At 70.2% G+C, this 22,997-nt stretch carries 19 protein-coding genes; 11 read left to right on the plus strand and 8 right to left on the minus strand.

The genetic code is table 11. The annotated features are described in order from the left end of the window. Positions 1-78 precede the first annotated feature (78 nt). The 7 genes from LQ222_RS01585 to LQ222_RS01615 form a co-directional block, all read right to left on the minus strand. Positions 79-252, minus strand: a complete 174-nt coding sequence (locus tag LQ222_RS01585; RefSeq protein ID WP_230164035.1) for a hypothetical protein — start codon at positions 250-252, stop codon at positions 79-81. Between the two features lie 1,217 nt (positions 253-1,469). Next, positions 1,470-1,778 (minus strand): hypothetical protein, encoded by a 309-nt coding sequence (locus tag LQ222_RS01590; protein ID WP_230164037.1) that lies wholly within the window; start codon positions 1,776-1,778, stop codon positions 1,470-1,472. 483 nt (positions 1,779-2,261) lie between these two features. Next, the gene (locus tag LQ222_RS01595; protein ID WP_230164039.1) at positions 2,262-4,652 is read right to left on the minus strand and encodes a VapE domain-containing protein; all 2,391 of its coding nucleotides are present in this window, start codon (positions 4,650-4,652) and stop codon (positions 2,262-2,264) included. Continuing rightward, positions 4,645-4,977 carry an AlpA family transcriptional regulator gene (locus LQ222_RS01600; protein WP_230164041.1) on the minus strand — a complete coding sequence of 111 codons (333 nt, stop codon included), beginning with the start codon at positions 4,975-4,977 and terminating at the stop codon, positions 4,645-4,647. The genes LQ222_RS01595 and LQ222_RS01600 overlap by 8 nt, the downstream gene beginning before the upstream one ends. A gap of 308 nt (positions 4,978-5,285) precedes the next feature. Further along, the gene (locus tag LQ222_RS01605; RefSeq protein WP_230164043.1) at positions 5,286-5,537 is read right to left on the minus strand and encodes a hypothetical protein; all 252 of its coding nucleotides are present in this window, start codon (positions 5,535-5,537) and stop codon (positions 5,286-5,288) included. A gap of 173 nt (positions 5,538-5,710) precedes the next feature. Next, positions 5,711-6,784 carry an integrase family protein gene (locus LQ222_RS01610; RefSeq protein WP_230164044.1) on the minus strand — a complete coding sequence of 358 codons (1,074 nt, stop codon included), beginning with the start codon at positions 6,782-6,784 and terminating at the stop codon, positions 5,711-5,713. Between the two features lie 209 nt (positions 6,785-6,993). Further along, entirely contained in the window at positions 6,994-7,479 is a 486-nt protein-coding gene (locus LQ222_RS01615; RefSeq protein ID WP_230164045.1) for a hypothetical protein, read from the minus strand. 189 nt (positions 7,480-7,668) lie between these two features. Here LQ222_RS01615 and LQ222_RS01620 point away from each other — a divergent pair, with 189 nt between their 5' ends. The 10 genes from LQ222_RS01620 (at position 7,669) to LQ222_RS01665 (ending at position 20,367) form a co-directional block, all read left to right on the plus strand. Then, positions 7,669-11,997 carry a calcium-binding protein gene (locus LQ222_RS01620; RefSeq protein WP_230164046.1) on the plus strand — a complete coding sequence of 1,443 codons (4,329 nt, stop codon included), beginning with the start codon at positions 7,669-7,671 and terminating at the stop codon, positions 11,995-11,997. 312 nt (positions 11,998-12,309) lie between these two features. Then, the gene (msrA, locus tag LQ222_RS01625; RefSeq protein ID WP_230164047.1) at positions 12,310-12,867 is read left to right on the plus strand and encodes a peptide-methionine (S)-S-oxide reductase MsrA; all 558 of its coding nucleotides are present in this window, start codon (positions 12,310-12,312) and stop codon (positions 12,865-12,867) included. A gap of 83 nt (positions 12,868-12,950) precedes the next feature. Then, entirely contained in the window at positions 12,951-13,379 is a 429-nt protein-coding gene (msrB, locus tag LQ222_RS01630; RefSeq protein WP_230164048.1) for a peptide-methionine (R)-S-oxide reductase MsrB, read from the plus strand. Positions 13,380-13,478: 99 nt separating this feature from the next. Continuing rightward, positions 13,479-14,462: a YncE family protein gene (locus LQ222_RS01635; RefSeq protein ID WP_230164049.1), complete on the plus strand. Its 984-nt coding sequence runs from the start codon at positions 13,479-13,481 to the stop codon at positions 14,460-14,462. Continuing rightward, entirely contained in the window at positions 14,452-15,240 is a 789-nt protein-coding gene (locus tag LQ222_RS01640) for a polysaccharide deacetylase family protein (protein ID WP_230164050.1), read from the plus strand. Before LQ222_RS01635 ends, LQ222_RS01640 begins: the two co-directional genes overlap by 11 nt. A gap of 4 nt (positions 15,241-15,244) precedes the next feature. Further along, positions 15,245-16,198: a sterol desaturase family protein gene (locus LQ222_RS01645; RefSeq protein ID WP_230164052.1), complete on the plus strand. Its 954-nt coding sequence runs from the start codon at positions 15,245-15,247 to the stop codon at positions 16,196-16,198. Between the two features lie 12 nt (positions 16,199-16,210). After that, on the plus strand, positions 16,211-17,614 hold the full coding sequence (gene cls, locus LQ222_RS01650; RefSeq protein WP_230164053.1) for a cardiolipin synthase: 1,404 nt from the start codon (positions 16,211-16,213) through the stop codon (positions 17,612-17,614). 164 nt (positions 17,615-17,778) lie between these two features. Further along, entirely contained in the window at positions 17,779-18,756 is a 978-nt protein-coding gene (locus tag LQ222_RS01655) for a tripartite tricarboxylate transporter substrate binding protein (RefSeq protein ID WP_230164054.1), read from the plus strand. Positions 18,757-18,766: 10 nt separating this feature from the next. Then, complete coding sequence (locus tag LQ222_RS01660; RefSeq protein ID WP_230164055.1) at positions 18,767-19,750, plus strand: isopenicillin N synthase family oxygenase; 984 nt, start codon at positions 18,767-18,769, stop codon at positions 19,748-19,750. Between the two features lie 128 nt (positions 19,751-19,878). Continuing rightward, entirely contained in the window at positions 19,879-20,367 is a 489-nt protein-coding gene (locus tag LQ222_RS01665; RefSeq protein ID WP_230164056.1) for a DUF302 domain-containing protein, read from the plus strand. A 93-nt stretch (positions 20,368-20,460) separates the two neighbouring features. On the opposite strand, the gene LQ222_RS01670 is transcribed toward LQ222_RS01665, so the two are convergent. After that, complete coding sequence (locus LQ222_RS01670) at positions 20,461-21,240, minus strand: DUF547 domain-containing protein (RefSeq protein WP_230164057.1); 780 nt, start codon at positions 21,238-21,240, stop codon at positions 20,461-20,463. A gap of 126 nt (positions 21,241-21,366) precedes the next feature. Between LQ222_RS01670 and LQ222_RS01675 the strand changes: the two genes are divergently transcribed. Then, the gene (locus LQ222_RS01675; RefSeq protein WP_230164058.1) at positions 21,367-22,962 is read left to right on the plus strand and encodes an ABC transporter substrate-binding protein; all 1,596 of its coding nucleotides are present in this window, start codon (positions 21,367-21,369) and stop codon (positions 22,960-22,962) included. The last annotated feature ends 35 nt before the right edge of the window (positions 22,963-22,997 follow it).

Consider the following 22,997-nt stretch of genomic DNA (forward strand, 5'->3'; position numbering starts at 1 on the left):
CGTCGTTCAGGTCGGGCACGTATCCCAGCCGGCACATCATGTTGAAGGCGTAGGAGAGGCTGACGGGCTTCCGGGGTGTCACTGGATCGCGTCGTAGCGAGCGCGCACGGCGGCGGGCGTCCGGGCTGCGAGTGCCTGCTGCTCGCGCATCTGCCGGATGGCGTCCTTGATCGCGAACAGTTCGGCCTTCAGGGCGGCGATCTCGTTGTGCAGGGGCGCGGCGGCCTTCGTGGCCTCGATCTTCGCGATCACCGCGGTTCCTCGGATGATGGCGTCGAATTCGGATTTGCTGACACGCATGGCCCGGGGCCCTCCTGCTTGTTGAAGTAATGCAGGAGAAATTCTACCACAGGTGCAAGTAAAGACAAGATTCAGTTTAGGGCGTTACTTCCACGGCCAGCCTATTTCTGCGGTTTGTCTGCCGCGCAACTCGACGATCCAACCCCCCGCGTGGGATGCGGCTCGCTCGGCGTCGCGCTTTCGGGTAAAGACCTTGGCGGGTCCACGATCTATCAGGACTACTCGGCGGGTTCGGCGAACTACTACGAGGTCGCCTACCTGAACGTAGAATGTTCGGCGGACGCGGGGCATGGGGGCATGGTAGCACGGCCCGGCGCGCGGTGCCGGCGCGGTCGCGGCAGGTTGCGAGCGATCCGGGGGGCGTCCGGGGCGGCCAAGGGACCCTCAGGGCCAAACAAAACTTTGCGCCCTGGGCCGTGTCGGTTTCGGCCTTCAAGCCAACTTTTGTCCACTCCCCCGCCCGTGGCCAGCGCGCCGGCATTGCGAGCGGACGAATACAGTTTCTCCCTCTATATGTAGAAAGACGGATTGCGACAGGTCCCACAAGATTTAGGATTGGCTGGAAATCGGGAGGCAGCCAAACAGACTAATCCATGTAAAGACAGGTATTCCTCACAAGCCTGACAGTCCAGCCAGCCATCTCCTACGGCCGCATTAATCTGCGAACCGCTAGGGAACATTCGTCTCTACGCAGGGAGGACCGATGCCTTGGCATGTTTCAGTTCCCACGTGCGCGATGCGAGCGGTGCCGGCGCGGTCGGTGCGCCAGGGTGCAGGGGCAGGGGGCATGGCCGGCCAGCGCGGCGCGTGCCGTGTGCCGGTAGCCGCATCTGAGCCAGTGCGCCAGGGTGGCCGGTGCCATAGGGCGGGCGGGCGCCAGGGGCGGTCCAGTGGGCGCCTATGCGCGGCGCGGCGTGGCCATGGCCGGCCGACGGGCGGGCGGTGGTCTAGGCTGGCAGGGCGTGGCAATGATCAGGGCATGTTCAAAGGGGGCAAGGCTTTCGCCCTACCCCCTCTGCCCCCGGCATAGTCCCCCGGCCTAGGTGTCGGCCAGGGCTTTCGCGTATGCCGCGTCGGCTGCGGCCTTGTCGGCTGTGACCAGCACGGTTTCCCAATGATCCCGTGCGGTCTGCACCAGCACCAGGAACATGCGGCCGCGCCGCACGATCCTAACCAAGGCGCACCAGTCCGCGCTCGACCATGAACTTCAGCATGCCGCCGACCGGGTTTTTGTAGCCGCCATCCTTCAGGGCTTGGGCCAGCTCGCCCCGCGTCTTGGACGCCAGCACCAGCGGCCAGCGTTCGGCGCGGGTGCCCCGAAGTTTCGGGTCCTGCACCAGAACCGTGATCTTCTGGCCGTCCAGGTTCGGCTTGGCAGTCTTGGTCTTGGCGGGTGCCTCGGCGGCGGGTGCCTCGGTCGCAGGCTTGGCAGCCTTGGCCGGCTTGGCGGACTTGGTGGTGGCGGTGGTGTCGGTCATGGGCTTTGTCCTTGCAGCGGTGCCCCCCATGGGCGCCGTGCAACCGTTCTGCCGGGAGGTGCCGTTCCGTAGCCAGAACAATTCCGGGCAAGAGTCCGGAAACATTGTGTCGCAACAATATCGGTGGTGAACCGAATAAGATTAAGAGTTAGGGAATACTGGTTTTCTGCCCAAGTATGCGGTTTGGAATTATGATTTTTTCTGTAGAATTTAGGAATGATCTGGTTTGGCCGGTTGAGAAAGCGGCGTCACAAAGGTGGAAATGGCCCCCCCCACTCCCGGCTGGGGCAGCCCTCACCCCCTAAGCGCGTCACACATTAGGCTTCGCCTGAATTAGGAGAGCCCCCACAGTAACCCCCCCCTAAAAGGGGTTGCCTTATGGCTACTGTGTGCCGCAAAAGCCATCTACCCGTTAGCACTATATACCCTTTGACTATTCTTAGTGTGGGTGGTGTGGGGTATAGTAAGAAAGCGGCCCGGCAACTAGTTTACGACGGCCCACGGCCCACGGCTCCGGCGCACGAGGCGGGGGGTTGGCGTTGGGGGCGTGGGGTCCGCGGCATCCGCAGCAGACGCGGCCTGCGCTCCCGCAAGGGTGGCGGTCGGCTGCCACACAACGAAGGACGGCTTGCTGATGTCCATGTCGCGGTGAATCGTCAAAAGCCGACCGACGATATCCCCGCCCCCCGGCTTCTCACCGCGATACCACCCCCTCCACTTCGCACCCTTATCAATCGCCGCGAGCTCAAAGGCGTTGTCCGGCCGTTGGAACCCGAGCGCACGCATGGCGTCACCGATCTCCTTGTCTGGGCACGACCTCCCATGGCCGATTAGGAATTTCTGCACGTCGGCCGACCGGATCACGGCGTCGGGGAATGCTTCCAGAAATGGCTCCAGCGTGATGGCGTAGATGCTCAGCCGCGTGTGCGCCGCCAGCGTCGCCTCCATCTCGGCCCACAACTCGGTCGGCACCGCGAGTTCCGGCCGGGCACCCCCTGCCGCCTGGATGATCGCCTTCGCAGTGTCCCTCGCCTCGGCCCAAATCTGCTCCCGATTAGCGGTAAGGAAGGTGAAGTCCCCCATGCGCTGCACCGGCAGGGGGAGGAATCGCCGACTGCCGACCTGCGACCGTATGAAGTCCATGCCGTTGACAGTGCCGACGTTGATAAACCCGCGAGGCATGTTCAGCGTCGCGCGGCCATAGGCCATGCGCCCGGTGTCTTCCGTGCGGGTGAGGAACGCCTTGTGCGACTCCCAATCCGACTTGTTGAACCCCTCCATCTCGGCCCATTCAACCACCGTCTTGCCGAGCGTTTGCTCCAAGACCTGGCGCGGGTCGTCCACGTTCAGCCGCGCATCGGTGAACCTCTCCGGCCCCCCGGCAGCGATGGCGCGCGCGAAGGATGACTTCCGGTAGCCGGACGCACCAACGAGCACATTCATCACGTCCACCTTGGCGCCGGGATACAAGATGCGAAGCGCCTGCCCGAGGAACAGCGCCGCCGAACCCCACTCATTCAGGGGGGTTGCCGCCATGCCGAAGACCTCCTGGAGCACCTTGGCCATGCGCGGCGTGCCATCCCAGGCTGCGCGCGCCTCTAGCCAGTCTTGCATGGAGTGCTGCCGGGCAGCGTGACCGAGGGCGGCCAGCCCCGAATGGATCATCGGCGGCGAGAAGGTGACGCCTTCGCGCAGGGCGATAAACGCGATCAGGGGCGACAGGAGTTCGTCGCGCAGAGCGACGGCACCCCCCATGCCGTGAAGTGGGGCCTGGGGAATGGCAACGATCGGCGATTGTGGATTCGCCGCCTCAAGAAACAGATTCATGTCGAACAGGTCCAGGCGCGCGGTCAGGCCGATGCGCTGGAACGCGATCATCGCGTTGACAATGTCGCTGGGCTTGATGCCTTCGCGGTTGAAGCGGTAGCCGGCGGTAGCCGCGTGCCGGATTGAATCGGAGACGCCGCTTGCGACGATCGAACGCTTAGGCCGAGCCGCCTTGATGAACCCTTTCCATTCAACCTGAATGGAGCCGAGTTTGACGCCGCTAGCCTTGGCGAGATCGCGCAGGCGAAGGTCAATCTCCCCGGCAGACAGCGACCGCCATTGCGAGAACAGGGTGAGACGCTCGATCCACCCCTGGAGGATGGGCACGATGTCGCTCTTTTCGCGCCACACGTCGTTGGGATCGTGACCCGACATGGGCGAGGCGAAGATATGCACGATCTTACCGGCCAGCACGGCACGCATCGCCAGTTTCTGCGCTGAGTCCAAACCGGCCGGATCATTGTCCGCGCAGATACGCAGGTCCCTCAGGCCGGGGGGAAGATCTATCTCCTCCATGCCGCGCCGGCCGCAGCACGCCCAGCAGGACGAGCCCGGAAAGAGACGGACGACGGACATGGCGTCTTCCAGCCCCTCGGCGACATACAGCACGCCGTCCTTCGGCTGGCCGAGGCAGATCGCCGCCCCGTATGCTTCGCCAACCGTGATGCGGTCGTTGCGAGTGCCGACTTTGACCTTCTCCCCCTGCTTGTTGACGGCTGTCCGCTGAATGGCGGCGATCAACCCGTCCTTGTCCAGCAGGGGCGCCACCAGCCAGAAACCCGAATAGTCGAGGTCAAGGTCTAGTGCCGGATCAAGGTCATCGCACTGAACCTTGAGTAGATGCCGCTCATTTTCCAGCAGGGGCAGCAATCCACGGCTCGCAAGATAGATGCCGACCGGATGATCCTCAGGAACGGGGGAGATACCTTTCTTGTAGAGCGCCCGCGCCCGCTTGACGGTTGTCCCTAGGTCCTGCGAGCGTTCGTAGTCGCTGCCATCTAATGCTTGCGCGTCGGGATTTTCGCTGCTATAATTATCGTCAGACATCTTGTTGATCCTTGATGTTCTGGATTGCCGAGTTGAGGCGGCGGTCTACTGGCCTATGTCTTCCGGGGATGAGTTCCTGCGCCCGCTCCTGATCACCCAGGGGCGGGCGCGAATGTTTTCGAGGCTTGATGGCGTGTCGCAGCGCCCACGTCTCCCTCCATTCCAAGTATTTCTCGATCTGGGCTTTGGACCAGACGTAGCGGTTGTTGAGCATCCGGGGACGCGGCAGTTTCCCATTCTTGACTTGCCAGTGTATCGTCTGACGAGACCGGAAAATACCGAGGGCCATCAGATCGTCACTGATCACGACTTCGGGCAGGTCCATAGAATTACTCCATATGAATACTTAAAGTGTGGCAGGCGCGTCGCTGACGTGACTAGCCCGCATGTTTCTGTATGCGAGCGATGTGCTTTCTGAGTAACAGGGCTTGCCAGGGGGCCTATTCTGAGCCCTCTGCGGTGCCGGCCGGTGCATGGGTGCGGGCGCATGGCCAGGGCGGCTCCCTTGGCGCTACCGGGCAAGGCCGAATGGGCATTCGGGCAGGGGGCGCTGGGCCTATCGCCAAAGGCTGCCGTGGGTCAGGGCCAGAAAGCCGATCAACGACAGCCCAAGGCCGATCCACAGGCGGGCGATCACAGCGCCACCCCCTGGCCGAGGATCACCCGGCGACGATTGATGGTGCGGCGCTCGTGCTTCCGCACCCAGGCACGCAAGTCGCCCATGCGGTAGCGGACCCAGCGACCGTTCTTGATGTATTTCGGGCCGATGCCTTGGACAGCCCACTCCTCAAGGAGTTGGTGCCGGCAATCCAGGTAGGTGGCGGCTTCTTTGCGACGGAGGAGAGTTTCGTCAGGCCAAGCGGCGACTTCTGCGCGCAGACTCATAGCGGGGGTCCCGAATATCGGGTTGTCCCCCGTCTAGAGCCTTGGGCTCCGCCGCACGCGGGCTCCTGGCGGGGAGCCTCACTCCTTGCCGGGAGTGTGCGGGTCTTTCTCGGGTGGGCTTGACCGGTTCAAACCTCGCGGTGCCGGGGCCGCTGCTAGGGTAGCCCAGGGAGTTATTCCGCCGCAAGTCTCGCTTGCAGCCGGGCTACCACTCTCTCCATGGCGGGCCGCATGTCGCTAGCCTTGGCGACATATCCGAACGTCACCCCCGGCACCTTGTGATTCACCAGCAGGGCGATCTCGAACGGGGTCAGGCCAGCCTCAACCGCGGTGGATATGAACACGCGACGCAGCGAGTGGGGGGACCAGCGAAGGTCGCCGAACCGCTTGACCTCGCCGGGGCTGAGCCTTGCGTTGAACAGCGGGAACACGCGCTGCCCCCGGCTATGCGGCCGGGCTTGCCCAAGGAGCTCAACATGGGCGGCGGTTAGCGGCAGAGTGAACGCCTTGGAGGATCCACCTTTGGGATTGGGCACGAACAGCGTGTCCCCCCGGATCGCGTCCCATCTCATGGTCTTGACGTCGCCGCTGCGAAGGCCGGTCAACAACATGAAGCGGAGCATGGTGCGGCGAAGCGGATTGACGACGGCCGTGTCCAGCCCCGTGCTCCATTCAGGAAGCCGTGCCAGCAAGGCCGATTCATCCACCGGCCGCTGAGCGTGCCAGTTGATCGCGATGGTGGGGCAGGCGGGCAGATGCGGGTCGAGTTTCTGCGCGGCGGACCACCACGCCCGAAACCCCTTCGCCCCGTTGTTCGCTGCCTTGGGGCCTCGGTCGCGTGTGACCTTCTCATGCCGACGCTGCATGTCCACGCGGCTGATCTTCGCTAGGTCGGTGTCCTGCCAGTCGCCGAAGTGCAGGGTGAGATACTCGCGGTGATTCCGCAGCGTGGATGCGGCGCGCGGCTTCTGCTTCTTCCAGAGGCCGTATGCGGCCTCCACGGTCAGCCCCATGGGGCGCCCCGTGTCGTCGGCGGCCAGGAGTTCCAGCGTGCGCTGGCGAGCGGCGGCGGGGCTGAGAGCGGGCCAGCCTCCCACGCGGACCCAGCGGTTGCGACGCTTGAGCATCCACGTCTTGGTCGCCTTGCCGACAACCAGGTAGAGGCCGCGCTGGCGCTCGTCTTGGATGCGGATTTGCGCCTGTCCTTCGGGCGGATTCAGCGCGGCTATCACGCGTTCGGTCAGCATTGGCTATGCACCCTCTAAGCACGGGCTGCACCATGCCACGCCACACCGGGGAATACCATGAATGGCGGTTTGCCGGGCCTTTCCGGGTCCCCCCGTGCCGACCCAGGCATGGGGTTAACTACTGCTGGAACGGCGTGACCGGGATGATGGCGGCGGCGATGCTCATGCGGCCGACCTTCGCGCGCGCCCGCCGCGACGTCCAGCCGCGCTCAGGGGGCCACCAGCGCCGGCAGCACCTCGGCGCGCAGCTTCTCGATATTGCCGCGCGCCACCTCCGGGGACCCCGCGACCGACCGCGCGATCACCATGGCGCCGTCGCGCAGCAGCACCAGCGTGGACCCGGCCACGGCGCCGGCGCGATAGGCCGAGACCCAGCCCACCGCCGGCCCCAGGTCGGCCCGCTGCACCCGGCAGGTCGGGTTGCGGCCGCGGCATTGCTGGTCGAGCACGGCGATGGTCGTGGCGCCGGAGCGCAGCCGCGCCTCGGTCCCGTCCTCCTGGCGGCCGACCCGCAATTCGACCGCGGGCGCGCCGTCGCAGCCGGGGCAGGTCAGGGTCATGCGCTGGTCCTCGACCTGCGCGATGTAGCCTTCGCCCAGCGCCGCCACCGCGCGCGCCTGCAGCGCGGCAAGGTCCTGCCCCTGCGCCGCGCCGCCGGCCAGCACCACCATCGCCAGGGCCATCCGCCACCGCATCGCCGCGCCATCCTCCGCCCTGCCTCGGGGCGCGCAGAGTCCGGCCGGCGGCGCGCCCGCGTCAAGCGCCCCGCGGGGCCGGGTGCGGCCGCGCCGCCCCTGCGGGACCACCCGGCAATTTTCGCCGGGCTGTTCATTGTTCATTCAACTTCTGCGCGCTTTCCTGCATTGATCGGATCGCAGGACGCGATGACCACCTACGCCTTCACCGATGTCGCCGGCACCAGCCTTGCCTTCGTGCCGGCCCAGGACCTGCTTGTCCTGCCGTTCGGCGTGCCGGCGGCCGCGCTGCGCTTCGCGGCGTCGGGCAGCGACCTGCTGGTCAGCCTGGGGCCGGATTCGGTGCGGCTGCTGGGCATCGGCTTCGGCGGGGCGGGGTTCACGGCCGCCAACCTGGCGACCCAGGATGGCAGCCTGCTGATCCTCGATGGCCCGGCCGGCAATGTGCGCGTCGGCAGCAGCAGCGGCGACTGGATCGGCGCCGATCGCGGCGGCGACGACCGCATCACCGCCGATGCCGGGGACGACTACATCCACGCCGAGGCGGGGCTCAGCCCGCTCGACACCATCGATGGCGGGGCGGGCACGGGGGACCTGCTCTATCTCTCCGGCAGCGTCTCGGTGGTGCTGGGGCCGCTGACCGTCACCGGGATCGAACGCTTCGAGGTCGGCCCGGGCACCGTCTCGCTGACCCTCGATGCCGCCACCGTCGCGACCGCCACCCTGGCGGCCGGGGCGGTCTTCACGATCGACGGCACGGCGCAGGGCAGCGGGCAGCGCCTGTGGGTCGATGGCCGCGCGGTGACCGCCGGCGGCATGGCGCTGCTGGCCGGCGGCGGGGATGATTCGCTGGCCGGCGGCAGCGGCGGCGACACGCTGCTGGGCGCCGCCGGGGACGACACGCTGGATGGCGCCGGGGGCGACGACACGCTGTCGGGCGGCGGTGGCATCGACCTGCTGACCGGCGGGCTGGGCGACGACCTGTTCCTGTTCGACGTGGCGGGCCTGGCCAACAGCCCGCCGGCGACGCCCGACCTGGTGGCGGATTTCGCCGGCGGCGGCGTGGCTGGGGGCGACCGCATCGGCCTGCCCGGCGTCGCCGCCATCGGCCTGGGGCTGACCTTCCATGTCGGCGCCGCCGACTTCGTCTTCGAAGGCTATGCCGAATCGGGCGTGCAGCTGCCCGCCGCGCGGATCGGCGACGGCTTCGCCGACGTCATGTGGCGCCTGGTCGAGGGCGAGGCCTGGCGCTTCGAGCTCTGGGCCGACCTCAACGACGATGGCCGCTTCAGCCCCGGCGACCTGTTCCTGCGGATCGCGGTGGCGGCGGGGGACACCGCCACCACCCTGGCGCCGGGCGACTTCGTGGCGGGCTTCGCCGGGCTGGTGGGCAGCGCGGGCAATGATTCCTTCGCCGGGCTCGGCGGCACCGACGACCAGCTCTGGGGCGAGGGCGGCAACGACGTGCTGTCGGGCGGCGACGGCGTCGATGTGCTCGAAGGCGGCCTCGGCAACGACACGCTGCGCGGCGACGACCTGGCGGACCAGCTGCGCGGCGGGCCGGGCTCCGACTGGCTCGAGGGCGGCGAGGGCTGGGACACGCTCTATGCCTTCGACAACCTGTCCCCCGAGACCGAGGCGCCGGAGGACCGCAACCTCCTCGATGGCGCCGCCGGGCGGGACATGCTGTTCGGCGGCGCCGGCCTGGACACGCTGCTGGGCGGGGAGGGCGACGACCTGCTCTGGGGCGGCGAGGGCAACGACAACCTGGCCGGCGGCGAGGGGATCGACCTGCTCTATGGGCTGGAGGGCGACGACGTCCTCGATGGCGGCGGCGCGGAGGACACGCTGCTGGGCGGCCTCGGCGCCGATACCTTCACCGGCGGCGCCGGCGCGGACCTGTTCATCATCGACCTGTCGACCGGCGGCCAGGCCGAGGCCACCGGCGACGCCCCGGACTGGATCACCGATTTCGACCCGGCGCAGGGCGACGTGCTGTCGCTCGCGCTGGTCGGCGGGCTGGTCGGCGGCGCCTTCGGCCCCGGGCCGCTCGCCTGGCGCGGCGCGCTGGCGCCGCGCGACCTGGCCCTGGGCGTGGGCCTCGGCACGGTCCTGCCGGGGTCCGACCTCGGGCCGGGCTACTACCAGTCCTGGTTCCTGCCGGCGGTCTCGGGTGGGCTCGCGGCGGGCGGCTGGTTCATCGTCGACCTCGACCAGGACCTGGTGATCGGCGCGGATGACGCGATCATCCGCATCGGCGGGCCGGCCGCCCCGATCGCGCTGGCGCCCGAGCACTTCGCCGAGGGCACCTTCCGCCTGCGCGTCGGCACCGCCGGCGCCGACGTGCTGCTGGCCGCCGCCGACGGGCAGGAGATGTTCGGCCTGGCCGGCAATGACCGCCTGACCGGGCGCAACGCCGCCGACCGGCTGGTCGGCGGGGAGGGCGACGACACGCTGCTGGGCGCCGGCGGGATCGACCAGCTCTGGGGCGGCGCGGGCAATGACAGCCTGGACGGCGGCGCCGCCGACGACGAGCTGTTCGTCGAGGGCCCGGGCATCGAGGAGCAGGACGGCATCTTCGCCCGCAACACCCTGGCCGGCGGCGATGGCAATGACAGCCTGTGGGGCGCCGATGGGCGCGAATCCCTCGATGGCGGGCTGGGCGCCGACCGCCTGCATGGCGGCGTCGGCCTCGATACGCTGCTGGGCGGGGAGGGCGACGACACCATCATCGCGGGCGATGGCGCCGACCTGGTGGTGGGCGGGGCGGGCGCCGATTCGATCGATGCCGCTTCCGGCGACGACACGGTCGACTACGACCCGGCGGACAGCCTGGTCGATGGCGGGGACGACAACGACCTGCTGGTGCTGGCGGCGGCCGCCAGCATCGCGCTGGAAAGCAGCATCGACCAGGTGGCCGGCGGCGGCATCACCCGCGGCTTCGAGGGGGTCGATGCCTCGGCCGTGGCGGTGGCGATCACCCTGGCGGGGTCGACCGCGCGCAACCGGCTGGTGGGCGGCATCGGCGGCGACTGGATCGAGGGGCGCGACAACAACGACACGCTGGAGGGCGGCGGCGGCGCCGACACCATCGATGGCGGGGCGGGCGACGACCTGGTGCAGGGCGGGGTGGGCGGCGACCGCCTCGACGGCGGCGCGGGCTTCGACATCCTGTCCTACGCCGATGCCAGCGCGGCGGTGACCATCGGCCTGGTGGGCGGCGGCGCGGGGGATACGCTGGCCGGCTTCGAGGCGCTGCGCGGGTCGGGCTTCGCCGACCGCCTGTCCGGCGCGGCCGATGCCAACCGGATCGAGGGCCTGGCCGGCAACGACACGCTGGATGGCCTGGGCGGCGACGACACGCTGGTCGGCGCGGCCGGGCGCGACAGCCTGTCGGGCGGCGCGGGCATCGACAGCCTGGTGGGCGGCACCGAGGCCGACACGCTGCAGGGCGGCGACGGCAACGACGTGCTCGATGGCAATGAGGGCGGCGACCGGATGGCGGGCGGCTTCGGCAACGACCTGTACCAGGTCGACAGCCGCGCCGACGTGGTGCTCGACTTCCTCAACAGCGGCGAGGACACCGTCATCGCCGCCAGCAGCATCTACCTGCCGCGCAACATCGAATGGCTGGTGCTGGCGCCCGGCACCGGCGGGATCTTCGGCATCGGCAATATCGGCGACGAACGCATCCGCGGCAACGAGGGCGTCAACCTGATCATCGCCCTGGGCGGCGACGACACGGTCTGGGGCGGCGCGGGCGGCGACCGCATCCAGGGCCGCGAGGGCGCCGACAGCCTGCTGGGCGAGGCCGGTTCCGACTTCATCTATGGCGGCAGCGGCGACGACGTGATCGACGGCGATGTCGCCCGCGACAACCTGCAGGGCCAGGACGGCAACGACACCATCCGCGGCGGCACCGACACCATCACCGACCTGCTCTATGGCCAGGCCGGCAATGACTGGCTGGATGCCGGGCCGGGCAACGACCTGATCTATGGCGGCCTCGGCAACGACACCATCATCGCCAGCCAGCAGGTCGAGAGCATCTTCGAGCAGCCCGGCCAGGGCATCGACCTGGTGGTGGCGCGCGGCGAGGGGTCCTTCACCCTGCCGGCGAATGTCGAGCAGTTGCTGCTGGAGGGCGCGACGCGCGGCATCGGCAATACGCTGTCCAACCGGATCACCGGGTCCGCCGCCGCCGACACGCTGTTCGGGCGCGACGGCAACGACACGCTGGTGGGCGGCGGCAATGCCGATGCGCTGTTCGGCGAAGGCGGGCGCGACGCCTTCCTGTTCGCGCCCGGCTCCGGAATCGACGCCATCCGCGACTACGCGCCGGGCTTCGACCGGCTGCTGCTGCAGGGCTTCGGCTTCGCCAATGCCGCGGCCGTGCTGGCGGCGACGCGCCAGGGCGCCAGCGGCGCGATCATCGACCTGGCTGCCGGCGATTCCGTGCTGCTGGCGGGGGTGCAGAAATCCGCGCTGGGATCGGCGGACTTCGTCTTCCTGGCGTGACGGACCGCCCGGACGCCGGGCTGCGGCCCCGCCCGGGGCGCCGGCTGGCGCGGCTTCGCGCGCTGCACGCCAGCCCTGCCCTCGGCGGGGTCGGCGGCGCGCCCGCGCCGAGGGCAGCCCTGTCGCACCGCGTGCGAGCCTTCCGCGCGTGACCTTTCGCCCCCACATGGCGAAGGGTGTCGGCGGGCGCGCGGTGACGTCCCGGGGGCGTCGTCGCCGTGCCGCGGGCCATGGTGCCGGGTGACCCGCCGTTCCCTTCCGCCGATCGGCCGGGCCAGGATGGCGGGACACCCGCGAAGCAAGGAGGATATGATGATCGCACAGGCAGGACACGAGGCGGCGACGCTGGGCGGCGGCTGCTTCTGGTGCCTTGAGGCGGTGTTCAAGGACCTGCGTGGCGTGGTGTCGGTGATGTCCGGCTATGCCGGGGGGCATGTCGACAACCCGACCTACGAGGCGGTCTGCGGCAAGCAGACCGGCCATGCCGAGGTGGTGCGGGTGGTCTTCGACCCGGCCGAGCTGGCCTATGCCGACCTGCTGCGGGTGTTCTTCACCATTCACGACCCGACCACCAGGGACCGCCAGGGCGCCGATGTCGGGCCGCAATACCGGTCGGTCATCTTCACCCATTCGCCGGAACAGGCCGCCACCGCGCGCGCCGTGGTCGCCGAGGTCGAGCAGGCCGGTCTGTATGACGGCAAGGTGGTGACGGAGCTGCTGGACGAGGCGCCGTTCTGGCCGGCCGAGGCCGAGCATCACGACTACTTCGCGCGCAACCCCTGGTCGGGCTATTGCCGGGCGGTGGTGGCGCCGAAGGTGGTCAAGTTCCGCAAGGTGTTTGCGGACCGGGTGAAGCGGCCGGCGGCGTGACGAACGAGGGGGCGTCGCCCCCGCGCGCTCCCCCACCAGGGGGCGACGGCCCCCTGGACCGCGAGAACGACAGGACAGGAACCATGCTTTTCAAGCGCAACGAGACTCCCGACGAGACCTTTCCGGTCACCCGGACCGACGCCGAATGGCGCGCGGCCCTCAGCCCCGAGGCCTTCCGCGTGCTGCGCCAGCACGGCACCGAGCGCCCCGGCACCTCCCCGCTGAACGACGAAAAGCGCCCGGGCACCTTCCTGTGTGCCGGCTGCGCGACGCCCCTGTTCGACGCCGGCGCGAAGTTCGAAAGCGGCACCGGCTGGCCGTCCTTCTTCGCGCCGATCGACGGCGCGGTGGCCGAGAAATCGGACCGGTCCTTCTTCATGACCCGCACCGAGGTGCATTGCGCGCGCTGCGGCGGGCACCTTGGCCATGTGTTCCCGGACGGGCCGCGGCCGACCGGGCTGCGCTACTGCATGAACGGCGTGTCGCTCGCCTTCCAGCCCGCCGAGGGCTGACGCGCGGCGGGGGCCATTGCGGGCTTGCGTCGCGCGCGGGCGCGGCGCAATTTCCGGCCCGACGGCGCCCCCACCGTCATCCGGAACCCGTGCCCCGCCATGCGTCGCCGCTCGCTCCTGCTCTCCGCCCCCCTGCTGCTGCTGGCGCGCCCGGCCGCGGCCGACCTGGTCTATGTGCTGAATTCGGGGGATTCGAGCATCTCGATCCTCGATGCCATCACGCGGACCGAACTGCGCCGCATCCCCGCCCTGCGCGAGGTCCACCACCTGGTCCTCTCGCCCGATGGGCGCGACCTGCTGATCGCGGATTCCGGCGGCAACGAGATCTTCTTCGTCGACCCCGCGACCGGCGACATCCGCCGGCGCGAAAGGGTGTCGAACCCCTACCACCTGGATTTCTCGCCCGACGGGCGCTTCCTGGTCATCTGTTCCCTGCGGCGCAACCAGGTCGATATCTACGAGGCACGCAGCATGGCCCTGCTGGCCCGGCTGCGGATGCCCGACAAGCCGTCCCACATGGCGTTCCGGCCGGATTCCAGCGTGGTGTATGTCACGCTGCAGGGCAGCGGCACCGTCGCCGCGGTCAGCCTGGTGACGCGCGAGGCCCTGTGGGAAGTCCCGGTGGGTCGCGAGCCGGCCGGCATCATCTGGCACCGCGGCAAGCTGATCACCGGCGTCATGGGCTCCGACCACTTCGCCGTGCTGAACCCCGAGACGCGCGAGATCGAGCGCCAGATCGTGGTCGGGCGCGGCGCGCACACCATCTTCGCGCAGCCGGACGGGCGGGCGCTGTGGGCGACCAGCCGGGTCCAGAGCCGCCTGGCCGAGATCGACCCCAGCACGCTGGACGTGCGGCGCATCATCGACATTCCGGGCGGGCCGGACTGCATCGCCTTCGACCCCGATGGGCGGCTGTGGACAACGCTGCGCTGGTCCGGGCGCATCGCGCGCGTCGATACCCGCACCGGCGAATACGAAACCATTCGCGTCGGCCGCAGCCCGCACGGCATCTTCATCCATCCCCGCCGTGCCGAGGGGCCGGCGCAGACCGTCTCCGCCCGCCCCGCAACGCATGCGCGCTGAGGCGCGAGGCGGCTTCTTCGGCGCTGTCGTCGCGCTGCTGGGCGCGGGGCTCACGCTGCTGGCGGCGCCCGCCGCGGCGCAGGCGCCGCCCGCCGCCTGCCGCGCCGGCACGCTCTACCTGACCATCGATACCGGCTGGGGCCGCGAGGCCGAGCGCATCGCCGAGATCCTGCACCGCCGCGGCGTGCGCGCCACGCTGTTCGTCGCCAACGAACCGACCCATACCGGCGAACGCAGCCTGGCCCCCGGCTGGGCCGCCTTCTGGCGCGCCCGCGCCGCCGAGGGCCATGTCTTCGCCAGCCACACCGACCGCCACTGGTACTTCCGCGGCGATGCCGGCCCCGGGCGCACCCGCTATGTCTCGCGCACGCGCGAAGGCGAGGAGATGCTGGACCAGCCCGCCATGTGCCGCGAACTGGCGCGCCCGATCGAACGCCTGCGCGAGGCGGTGCCCGATGCCGTGGTGCTGCCGCTCTGGCGCGCCCCCGGCGGCATCACCACGCCGGGCGCGATCCGCATGGCCGCCGCCTGCGGCCTGGCGCACCAGGGCTGGACCGCCAACGGCTTCCTGGGCGACGAACTGCCCTCCGACGCCCATCCCAACGGCGCGCTGGCGGGCCGCGCGCTGGCGACCATCCGCGATGGCGAGGTGCTGGTGATGCATTGGGGCATCCGCTCCCGCCGCGACCCCTATGCCCATGTGCTGGAGGAGGTGATCGCCGGCCTCCAGGCGCGCGGCTTCTGCTTCGCCACCCTGCCGCCCGAGGGGCGCCGATAGGCCCATGACCGACGCCTTCAACCGCGGCCTGGACGACGTGACGGGCTGGATCTTCGAGACCCTGCTGCAGCCCCTGCTGTACGAATGGGGCCTGATGGACTGGGCCGACGATGCGCTGGACTGGCTGGAATTCGGCCTGTTCGGGGTGTTCTCGATCCTGGTCGTCTATGTGGTCTGCCGGCCGCTGGAAGCCTGGTGGCCGGTCGAACCGGTCACCGACCGCCGCGCCATCCGCACCGACATCATCTATACGCTGCTGACGCGGCTGGGCCTGTTGCCGATGGTGGCCTTCGTGCTGCTGGCGTCTCTGCAGGCCTGGTGGGAGGGGTCGGTCGCCTCCAGCGGCTTCGTCCCGCCGACGCTGGAAACCCTGTTCCCCGGCCTGCGCGAGATGCCGCTGCTGGCCTTCGCGATCTACGTGGTCATCCTGGATTTCGGCGAATACTGGCGCCATCGCTTCCAGCATTCCTTCCGCTGGTGGTGGGCGCTGCATTCCATCCACCACGCGCAGCGCCAGATGACCTTCTGGTCCGACGACCGCAACCACATCCTCGATGAGGTCATCGGCGCGCTGTGGTTCGGCGCCATCGCCCTGCTGATCGGCGTGCCGCCCGGCCAGTTCCCGCTGCTGGTGCTGGTGATGCGCCTGGCCGAGAGCCTGTCCCACGCCAATGTCCGCCTGTCCTTCGGGCGGGTGGGCGAACGGCTGCTGGTCTCCCCGCGCTTCCACCGGCTGCATCACGGCGTGCTGTCCACCGCCGACCACGGCAAGAACTACGCGGTGCTGCTGCCGGTCTGGGACTGGATGTTCGGCACCGCGGATTTCCGCCGGGATGTCTATCCCGAGACCGGCGACCCCGAGGCGCCCGAGGCGCTGGCCACCGGCGGCTGGCTGCGCCAGCAGGCGGTCGGGCTGAAGCGCATGGCGGGCGCGATCCTCGGGCGCGGCACGGCGTAAGGCACGCGCGCGATGCTGGTCGCGCTGCACCTGCTGGCGCAGGCCGCGGTCATCATCCGCGTGCTGCTGCGCCCGCATCGCAACCCGGCCTCCCGCCTGTCCTGGGTGGTGGTGGTGCTGGCGGTGCCGGTGGCCGGCATGATCGGCTACCTGCTGTTGGGCGAGACCAATATCGGCCGCCGCCGTGCCCTGCGCATGCAGCGCGTCCGCGCCGAACTGCCCGACCCGCCGGCGGCGCCGGTGGCCATCGCGCCGCGCCACGCGCCGCTGTTCCGGGTGGGGCAATCGATCGGCGGCTATGCGCCCACCGGCGGCAACCGCGCGACGCTGGCCGCCGATTCCAACGCCGCCATCGACGCCCTGGTGGCCGACATCGACGCCGCCACCGACCACGTCCACCTGCTGTTCTACATCTGGCTGCCCGACGGCAACGGCACCAGGGTGGCGCAGGCGCTGATGCGCGCCGCCGGCCGCGGCGTGGCCTGCCGCGCGCTGGTCGACGACATCGGGTCGAAGCTGCTGATCCGCAGCGCGCTCTGGACCGCGATGGGCGCGGCCGGCGTGCGGCTCGCGCGCGCGCTGCCGGTGGGCAATCCTCTGCTGCGCGCGCTGCATGGGCGCGTGGATCTTCGCAACCACCGCAAGATCGCGGTGATCGACGATGCCATCACCTGGTGCGGCAGCCAGAACTGCGCCGACCCCGAATTCCGCATCAAGCCGCGCTACGCCCCCTGGGTGGATGTGCTGCTGCGCTTCGAAGGCCCTGTCGCGCGGCAGAATCAGCACCTGTTCGCCAGCGACTGGATGGCCTGGTCCACCGAGAACCTGGCCGCCCTGCTGGCGCGCCCCATGCCCCCGCCGGGCGAGGGCTTCGCCGCCCAGGTGGTGGCGAGCGGCCCGACCACCCGCCATTCCGGCATGCCCGAGCTGTTCCAGTCGCTGATCTACGCGGCCGAGCGCGAACTGGTCATCACCACCCCCTACTACGTGCCCGACGACCCGTTGCAGGCGGCGCTGTGCGCGGCGGCCAACCGCGGTGTCGCGACCACGCTGGTGCTGCCCGCGCGCAACGACAACTGGGCGGTGGGCGCCGCCAGCCGGTCCTGCTACGCGGAGCTGCTCGAAGCCGGCGTGGCCATCCATGAATTCGAGGGCGGGCTGCTGCACGCCAAGACCCTCACGCTGGATGGCGAGGTCGCGCTGGTCGGTTCCGCCAACATGGACCGCCGCAGCTTCGACCTGAACTACGAAAACACCATCCTGCTGGCCGATGCCGCCGCCACCGCCGCGATCCGCGCGCGGCAGTACGACTTCCTGGCGCGCAGCCGCCGAGTGAGCGCCGCCGAGGTCGCCGCCTGGCCCTGGACGCGGCGGCTGTGGAACAACGCGGTGGCGGTGCTGGGGCCGGTTCTCTAGAGCCACGTCCGCCCGCCGTGGCGCGCCGCCGCGTTCCTGGCCCTGTGGGTTCACCCGCGTCAGCCGCGCGAAGGCGTCCGCCGGCGGGCTGCCCTGGGCGCCGGCTTGCCGCGCCGGCCCCCGGCGCGCACCATTCCGGCAATGGCCCCCGGGAGACAGAGCCGATGACCGCACCGACCCGCCGCGCCGTGCTGCGCGGCGCCGTCATGGCCCCCGGGGCGGCGCTGCCGCTGCCCGCCCTGGCGCAGGCGCGGTTCCCCGACCGGTCGATCCGCCTGATCGTGCCCTGGACCGCCGGCGGGCCGGCCGACCTCGGCTTCCGCATCATGGCGGAGGTCGCCGCGCGCCGCTTCGGCCAGCCCGTGGTGGTGGACAATCGCGCCGGCGCCGCCGGCACGCTGGGCGCGCTGGCGCTGCAGGAAGCGCGGCCGGACGGCTACACGGTGTCGCAGATGCATGTGGGCGTGGTGCGGCAGATGCTGCTGAACCCGCGCCCGCCCTATGATCCGATCAACGACCTGACCTACATCCTGCAGATCACCGGCTTCGTGATGGGCTTGGTCGTGCGCGCGGATTCGCCCTTCCGGACGCTCGATCAACTGCTGGCGCATGCGCGCGCCAATCCGGGGCGGCTGAACTTCGGCTCGCTCGGCACCGGGTCGACGCAGCACCTGGTGATCGAACGCATCGGCCTCGCGCAGGGCCTCACCTGGACCCATGTGCCCTATCGCGGCACGGCGGACACGCTGCGCGCGCTGATGGGCGGGGAGATCGACTTCGCCTCGGAATCCTCCGGCTGGACCCCGCTGGTCGAGGCCGGGAACCTGCGGCTGCTGGCGACCTACGGCACCCAGCGCGCGCGCCGCTTCCCCAACGTGCCGACGCTGCGCGAACAGGGGCTCGACATCGTGGTGGACAGCCCCGGCGGGCTGATCGGCCCGCGCGGGATGGACCCGGCGGTGGTGGCGGTGCTGGCGGACGCCTTCCGCGCCGCCGCGCAGGACCCGGCGCATACCGCGTTCCTCGAACGCATGGACCAGCCGCTGATGCTGCTCGACGGCCCGACCTATCGCGAGCAGATGCGCCGCACCATGGAGGAGGAGCGCGCGCTGCTCCGCCGCCTCAACCTGCTGCCCGCCTGAGGAGGACGCCATGACCATCCCCGTGCTCGACCTCGCGCCCCTGCGCGAAGGCCGCCCCGGCGCGCTGGAGGCGCTGGGCCGCGAGCTGCGCCACGCCTTCACCGAGGTCGGCTTCTACTTCGTCCGCAACCACGGCATCGGGCAGTCCCTGCTGGACGCGACCTTCGCCGCGGCCGAGCGCTTCCACGCGCAGGACATCGACGCCAAGCTCGCGCTGCGCATCAACGAGCACAATATCGGCTACATGCCGCTGCGTGGCGCCACCACCCGCGTCAACGCGGTGGGCGAGGTGGCGCTGCCCAACGCCAACGAAGCGGTCTTCTTCAAGCGCGACCTGCCCGCCGACCACCCCGACGTGCTGGCCGGGCTGCGCTTCCGCGGCGTGAACCAGTGGCCCGCCGGCCTGCCCGGCTTCCGCGACCAGGTGCTGGCCGCCTGCGACGCCTTCGAGGGCTTGGCGCTGTCCCTGCTGCCCGTCTATGCGCGCGCCCTCGGCCTCGCGCCGGACTTCTTCGCGCCCTTCTTCACCGACCCGATGTACACGCTGCGGATGTCGCACTACCCGCAGCAGGAACCGACCGCGCCCGAGAACGAGTTCGGCATCGCCCCGCACCTCGATACCTCGTTCATGACCATCCTGGCGCAGAACCGCATCCCCGGCCTGTCGCTGCGCCTGACCACCGGCGAATGGGTCGATGCGCCGGCGCCGGAGGGCGCGCTGCTGGTCAATGGCGGGATGATGCTGCGGCGCTGGACCGACAACCGCTTCCTGGCCACGCCGCACCGCGTGATCAACCGGTCGGGGCGCGAACGCTACGCCATCCCGTTCTTCTTCGACGCCGACTACACCGCGGTGATGCAACCCGTGACGGCGGATGGCAGCCCGGCGCGGCTGCCTGCCATCACCTATCCGGAGTTCATGACCGGCTACCAGCGCGCCAATTTCCACCACGCCGCGGACCGCGAGGAGAAGGTGGCGCTGCAGGGCGCCTGAGGCGCCCGCGCCCCGGCGCCGGCCGCGACCATGCCGGCGCGCCGCGTGGCGCGGGCGGCGTAACCGGCCGCGGCGTCGCGGCGAACCCCGAATGCCGGCCCTTCGCGCAACCATGGAGACCCCCCCGCATGTCCACCACGCTCGCGCTCGCCCGCCGTGCCGCCCTGTTCATCGCGCTGGCTGCCCTGCCGGGGGCCGCGCCGGCCCTCGCGCAGGAATCCGGCCTGGTCACCCGCCCCAGCCCGCATGACGTGCGCGGCACGATCGACCGCTTCGCCGCCGCCGTGCGCGCCGCCAACTGGGTGGTCTTCACCGAGATCGACCACGCCGCCGCCGCCCAGGCCGCCGGGCTCGCGCTGCGCCCGCGCACCGTGGTGGTGTTCGGCAATCCGCGTGGCGGCACGCCCGCCATGGCCGCCAACCCCACGCTGGCGCTCGACCTGCCGATGCGCGTGCTGGTCTGGCAGGACGATGCCGGCGCCACCCAGGTCACGCGCAGCACCGGCGAGGACACCGCGACGCGCATCTTCGCCCGCCACGGCATCCAATTGCCGCCCGAGGCGCGGCGGATGACCGAGGCCGCGCTGGATGGCTTCGTCCGCCGCGCCACGGAATAGCAACCAGGCACCGGGCGGGATGGCCACCGCGGCGCGGCTCCCCGGGCGCCGCGCCGGCCGGCTGGCGCGCCCGCCCGGCGTCGCCTTCGTGCCTCAGGCGCCGGCGTCGTTCAGCGCCCAGTCATAGGCATGCCCGGCGATGCCGGTGGCCTGCGCCAGCCGCGCGGCCAGCGGTGGCGCGGCATGGCGGCGCAGATGCGCGATCACGCCCGCATCGTCGCCGCCGAAATCCTCGCGGAACCACTGGTAGATCGACGACACCCGCAGCCGCCCGTCGGGCTGCACGCTGACGCCGCGCGGATGGTTGACGAAGGCGCGCGCGGCATCGTCCAACTCGGCCTCCAGCGTCGCGGCGCGGAAGGCGCGCGGGCGCAGGTCGGGGCAGCCGATCGACGCGCAATTCACGGCGTAGTGCACCCGCGGGTCGCGAAAGGTGGGGCGCATCACCCCGTGCTCGATATCGTCCAGCGACATCGCGCGCCCTTCCACCGTGACCAGCCGCGTGCGCCACGGCCCGTTGAACTGCCGCGGGTCGAAGGGCACGCCGGTCGACCGGATGTCGCGGATCGATCGCACCGGGTAGCGATCCAGCACCACCTTCAGCGTCAGCGCGTTGTACAGGTTGGCCCAGAAGGCGAAGGCCTCGGCGCGTGCCATGGACGAGGGCCGGCGCGTCGCGGCCTCGGCGATCCAAGCGTCCAGCGCCGCCATGTCGGCGCCCGAGGCCTTCCAGCGCGCATAGGCCACCCGCGCCACGCCATCCCCATGCATCGACACATGCCGCCCGAGCAGCGCATCGAGCGACGCCTCCGCCGCCGCCGCGTGGAACGGCAGGGCAAGCAGCGGCAGCAGGCGGCGGGTCGTTTGGGTCATCTTCGGCTCCGCCGGGGGTTCGCCGCGTGGCGGTCCAGGGTTACGCCCGCGCGGGCGGGTTCTCATTCTGGAGCGGGCGGTCCAATATCAACCACCGCCCCAGCCGGCGCCACCGGGAGACCCGCCATGTTCCTTCGCACCGCCTGCGCCCTGCTGCTGGCCGCCGCCGCCCTGGCCGCGCCGGCCATGGCCCAGCCCATCCCGCCCGAGCGCATCCTGCGCATGGTCCCCAACGCCGACCTGCAGACGCTGGACCCGATCAACACCACCGCCGGCGTCGTGCAGTCCCACGCGCACATGATCTACGACCAGCTCTTCGGCCGCGACGCGAACCAGCGCCCGCAGCCGCAGATGGTGCGCGATTTCGCGGTCACGCCCGATGCCCTGACCTGGACCTTCACCCTGCGCGACGGCCTGGCCTTCCACGACGGCGCGCCGGTGACGGCGACGGATGTGGTCGCCTCGCTGCGCCGCTGGGGCGCGCGCGACCCGCATGGCCGCCAGATCCTCGCGATCACCGAGGCACTCACCGCCGAGCCCGACGGCAAGACCATCACCTGGAAGCTGCGCCGGCCCTATGGGCTGATGCTGGATGCGCTGTCCAAGCCGGCCGGCAACATGCCCGCCATCATGCCCGCGCGCGTCGCCGCCACCGACCCCTTCACCAACATCACCGAGACGATCGGCTCCGGCCCCTTCATCTTCGTCCGCGATGAATGGATCCCCGGGTCGCGCGTGGTCTATCGCCGCAACCCGGCCTATGTGCCGCGCAGCGAACCGGCCTCCGGCACCGCGGGCGGCAAGGTCGCGCATGTCGATCGCGTCGAATGGCTGAACATCGCCAACGCCCAGACCGCGGTGCTGGCGCTGATCCAGAACGAGCTCGACTACATCGAGAGCCCCGGCGTGGACTTCCTGCCGATGCTCCAGCGCCGCGGCATGCGCATCATCCGCACCAATACGCTGGGCGCGCCTGGCATGATCCGGATGAACCACATCCACCCGCCCTTCAACGACGCCCGCGCCCGCCAGGCGCTGATGCTGCTGGTGAACCAGGAGGAAATCCTCCAGGCGATGTTCCCCGAGCCGTCGCTGTACCAGGTCTGCCACGCCTTCTTCGTGTGTGGCTCTCCGCAGGAATCCAATGCCGGCGTGCCGGCGGGCCTGGGTTCGCCCGCCGCGCGCGAACGTGCGCGCGCCCTGCTGCGTGAATCCGGCTATGACGGCACGCCCATCGTCATCATGGACCCGACCGACAACCCCTTCGTGCATGCCGCGACCCTGGTGCTGGCGCAGCAGATACAGTCCATCGGCTTCCGGACGGATGTGCAGGCGATGGACTTCGCCTCCATGGCCGGGCGGCGCGCCAATCGCCGACCGCCGGCCGAAGGTGGGTGGCATATCGGGCTGACCTTCTGGAACGGCCTGGGTGCATCGGACCCCGTCGGCAACGTGCCCATGCAGGCATCCTGCGAACGCGCCTGGCCGGGCTGGCCCTGCGACCCGCAGCACCAGGCGCTGATCGACGCCTTCCCCTACGCCGCCAACGACGCCGAACGCACCCGCATCCTGACGCAACTGCACGAGAGCGCGTACCGGCTGGTGCCCTACGTGCCCTATGGGCAGTGGTACCTGCCCTCCGCCATCACGCCGCGCATCTCGGACGTGCTGGCGATGCCGGGGATCATCATTGCGTGGAACATCCGCAAGGCGGCACGGTAGGAACGAGGGGCCTTGCCCCTCGCGCTCCCCACCAA

Source organism: Roseomonas sp. CECT 9278, assembly GCF_918698155.1.
Classification (GTDB): domain Bacteria; phylum Pseudomonadota; class Alphaproteobacteria; order Acetobacterales; family Acetobacteraceae; genus Neoroseomonas.

Bases quoted from the DNA above. Each gene is read 5' to 3' on its own strand.
- LQ222_RS01590 (WP_230164037.1), bottom strand. From the start codon at position 1,778: ATGACCGACACCACCGCCACCACCAAGTCCGCCAAGCCGGCCAAGGCT.
- LQ222_RS01595 (WP_230164039.1), bottom strand. From the start codon at position 4,652: ATGTCTGACGATAATTATAGCAGCGAAAATCCCGACGCGCAAGCATTA.
- LQ222_RS01600 (WP_230164041.1), bottom strand. From the start codon at position 4,977: ATGGACCTGCCCGAAGTCGTGATCAGTGACGATCTGATGGCCCTCGGT.
- LQ222_RS01605 (WP_230164043.1), bottom strand. From the start codon at position 5,537: ATGAGTCTGCGCGCAGAAGTCGCCGCTTGGCCTGACGAAACTCTCCTC.
- LQ222_RS01610 (WP_230164044.1), bottom strand. From the start codon at position 6,784: ATGCTGACCGAACGCGTGATAGCCGCGCTGAATCCGCCCGAAGGACAG.
- LQ222_RS01615 (WP_230164045.1), bottom strand. From the start codon at position 7,479: ATGCGGTGGCGGATGGCCCTGGCGATGGTGGTGCTGGCCGGCGGCGCG.
- LQ222_RS01620 (WP_230164046.1), top strand. From the start codon at position 7,669: ATGACCACCTACGCCTTCACCGATGTCGCCGGCACCAGCCTTGCCTTC.
- msrA (WP_230164047.1), top strand. From the start codon at position 12,310: ATGATCGCACAGGCAGGACACGAGGCGGCGACGCTGGGCGGCGGCTGC.
- msrB (WP_230164048.1), top strand. From the start codon at position 12,951: ATGCTTTTCAAGCGCAACGAGACTCCCGACGAGACCTTTCCGGTCACC.
- LQ222_RS01635 (WP_230164049.1), top strand. From the start codon at position 13,479: ATGCGTCGCCGCTCGCTCCTGCTCTCCGCCCCCCTGCTGCTGCTGGCG.
- LQ222_RS01640 (WP_230164050.1), top strand. From the start codon at position 14,452: ATGCGCGCTGAGGCGCGAGGCGGCTTCTTCGGCGCTGTCGTCGCGCTG.
- LQ222_RS01645 (WP_230164052.1), top strand. From the start codon at position 15,245: ATGACCGACGCCTTCAACCGCGGCCTGGACGACGTGACGGGCTGGATC.
- cls (WP_230164053.1), top strand. From the start codon at position 16,211: ATGCTGGTCGCGCTGCACCTGCTGGCGCAGGCCGCGGTCATCATCCGC.
- LQ222_RS01655 (WP_230164054.1), top strand. From the start codon at position 17,779: ATGACCGCACCGACCCGCCGCGCCGTGCTGCGCGGCGCCGTCATGGCC.
- LQ222_RS01660 (WP_230164055.1), top strand. From the start codon at position 18,767: ATGACCATCCCCGTGCTCGACCTCGCGCCCCTGCGCGAAGGCCGCCCC.
- LQ222_RS01665 (WP_230164056.1), top strand. From the start codon at position 19,879: ATGTCCACCACGCTCGCGCTCGCCCGCCGTGCCGCCCTGTTCATCGCG.
- LQ222_RS01670 (WP_230164057.1), bottom strand. From the start codon at position 21,240: ATGACCCAAACGACCCGCCGCCTGCTGCCGCTGCTTGCCCTGCCGTTC.
- LQ222_RS01675 (WP_230164058.1), top strand. From the start codon at position 21,367: ATGTTCCTTCGCACCGCCTGCGCCCTGCTGCTGGCCGCCGCCGCCCTG.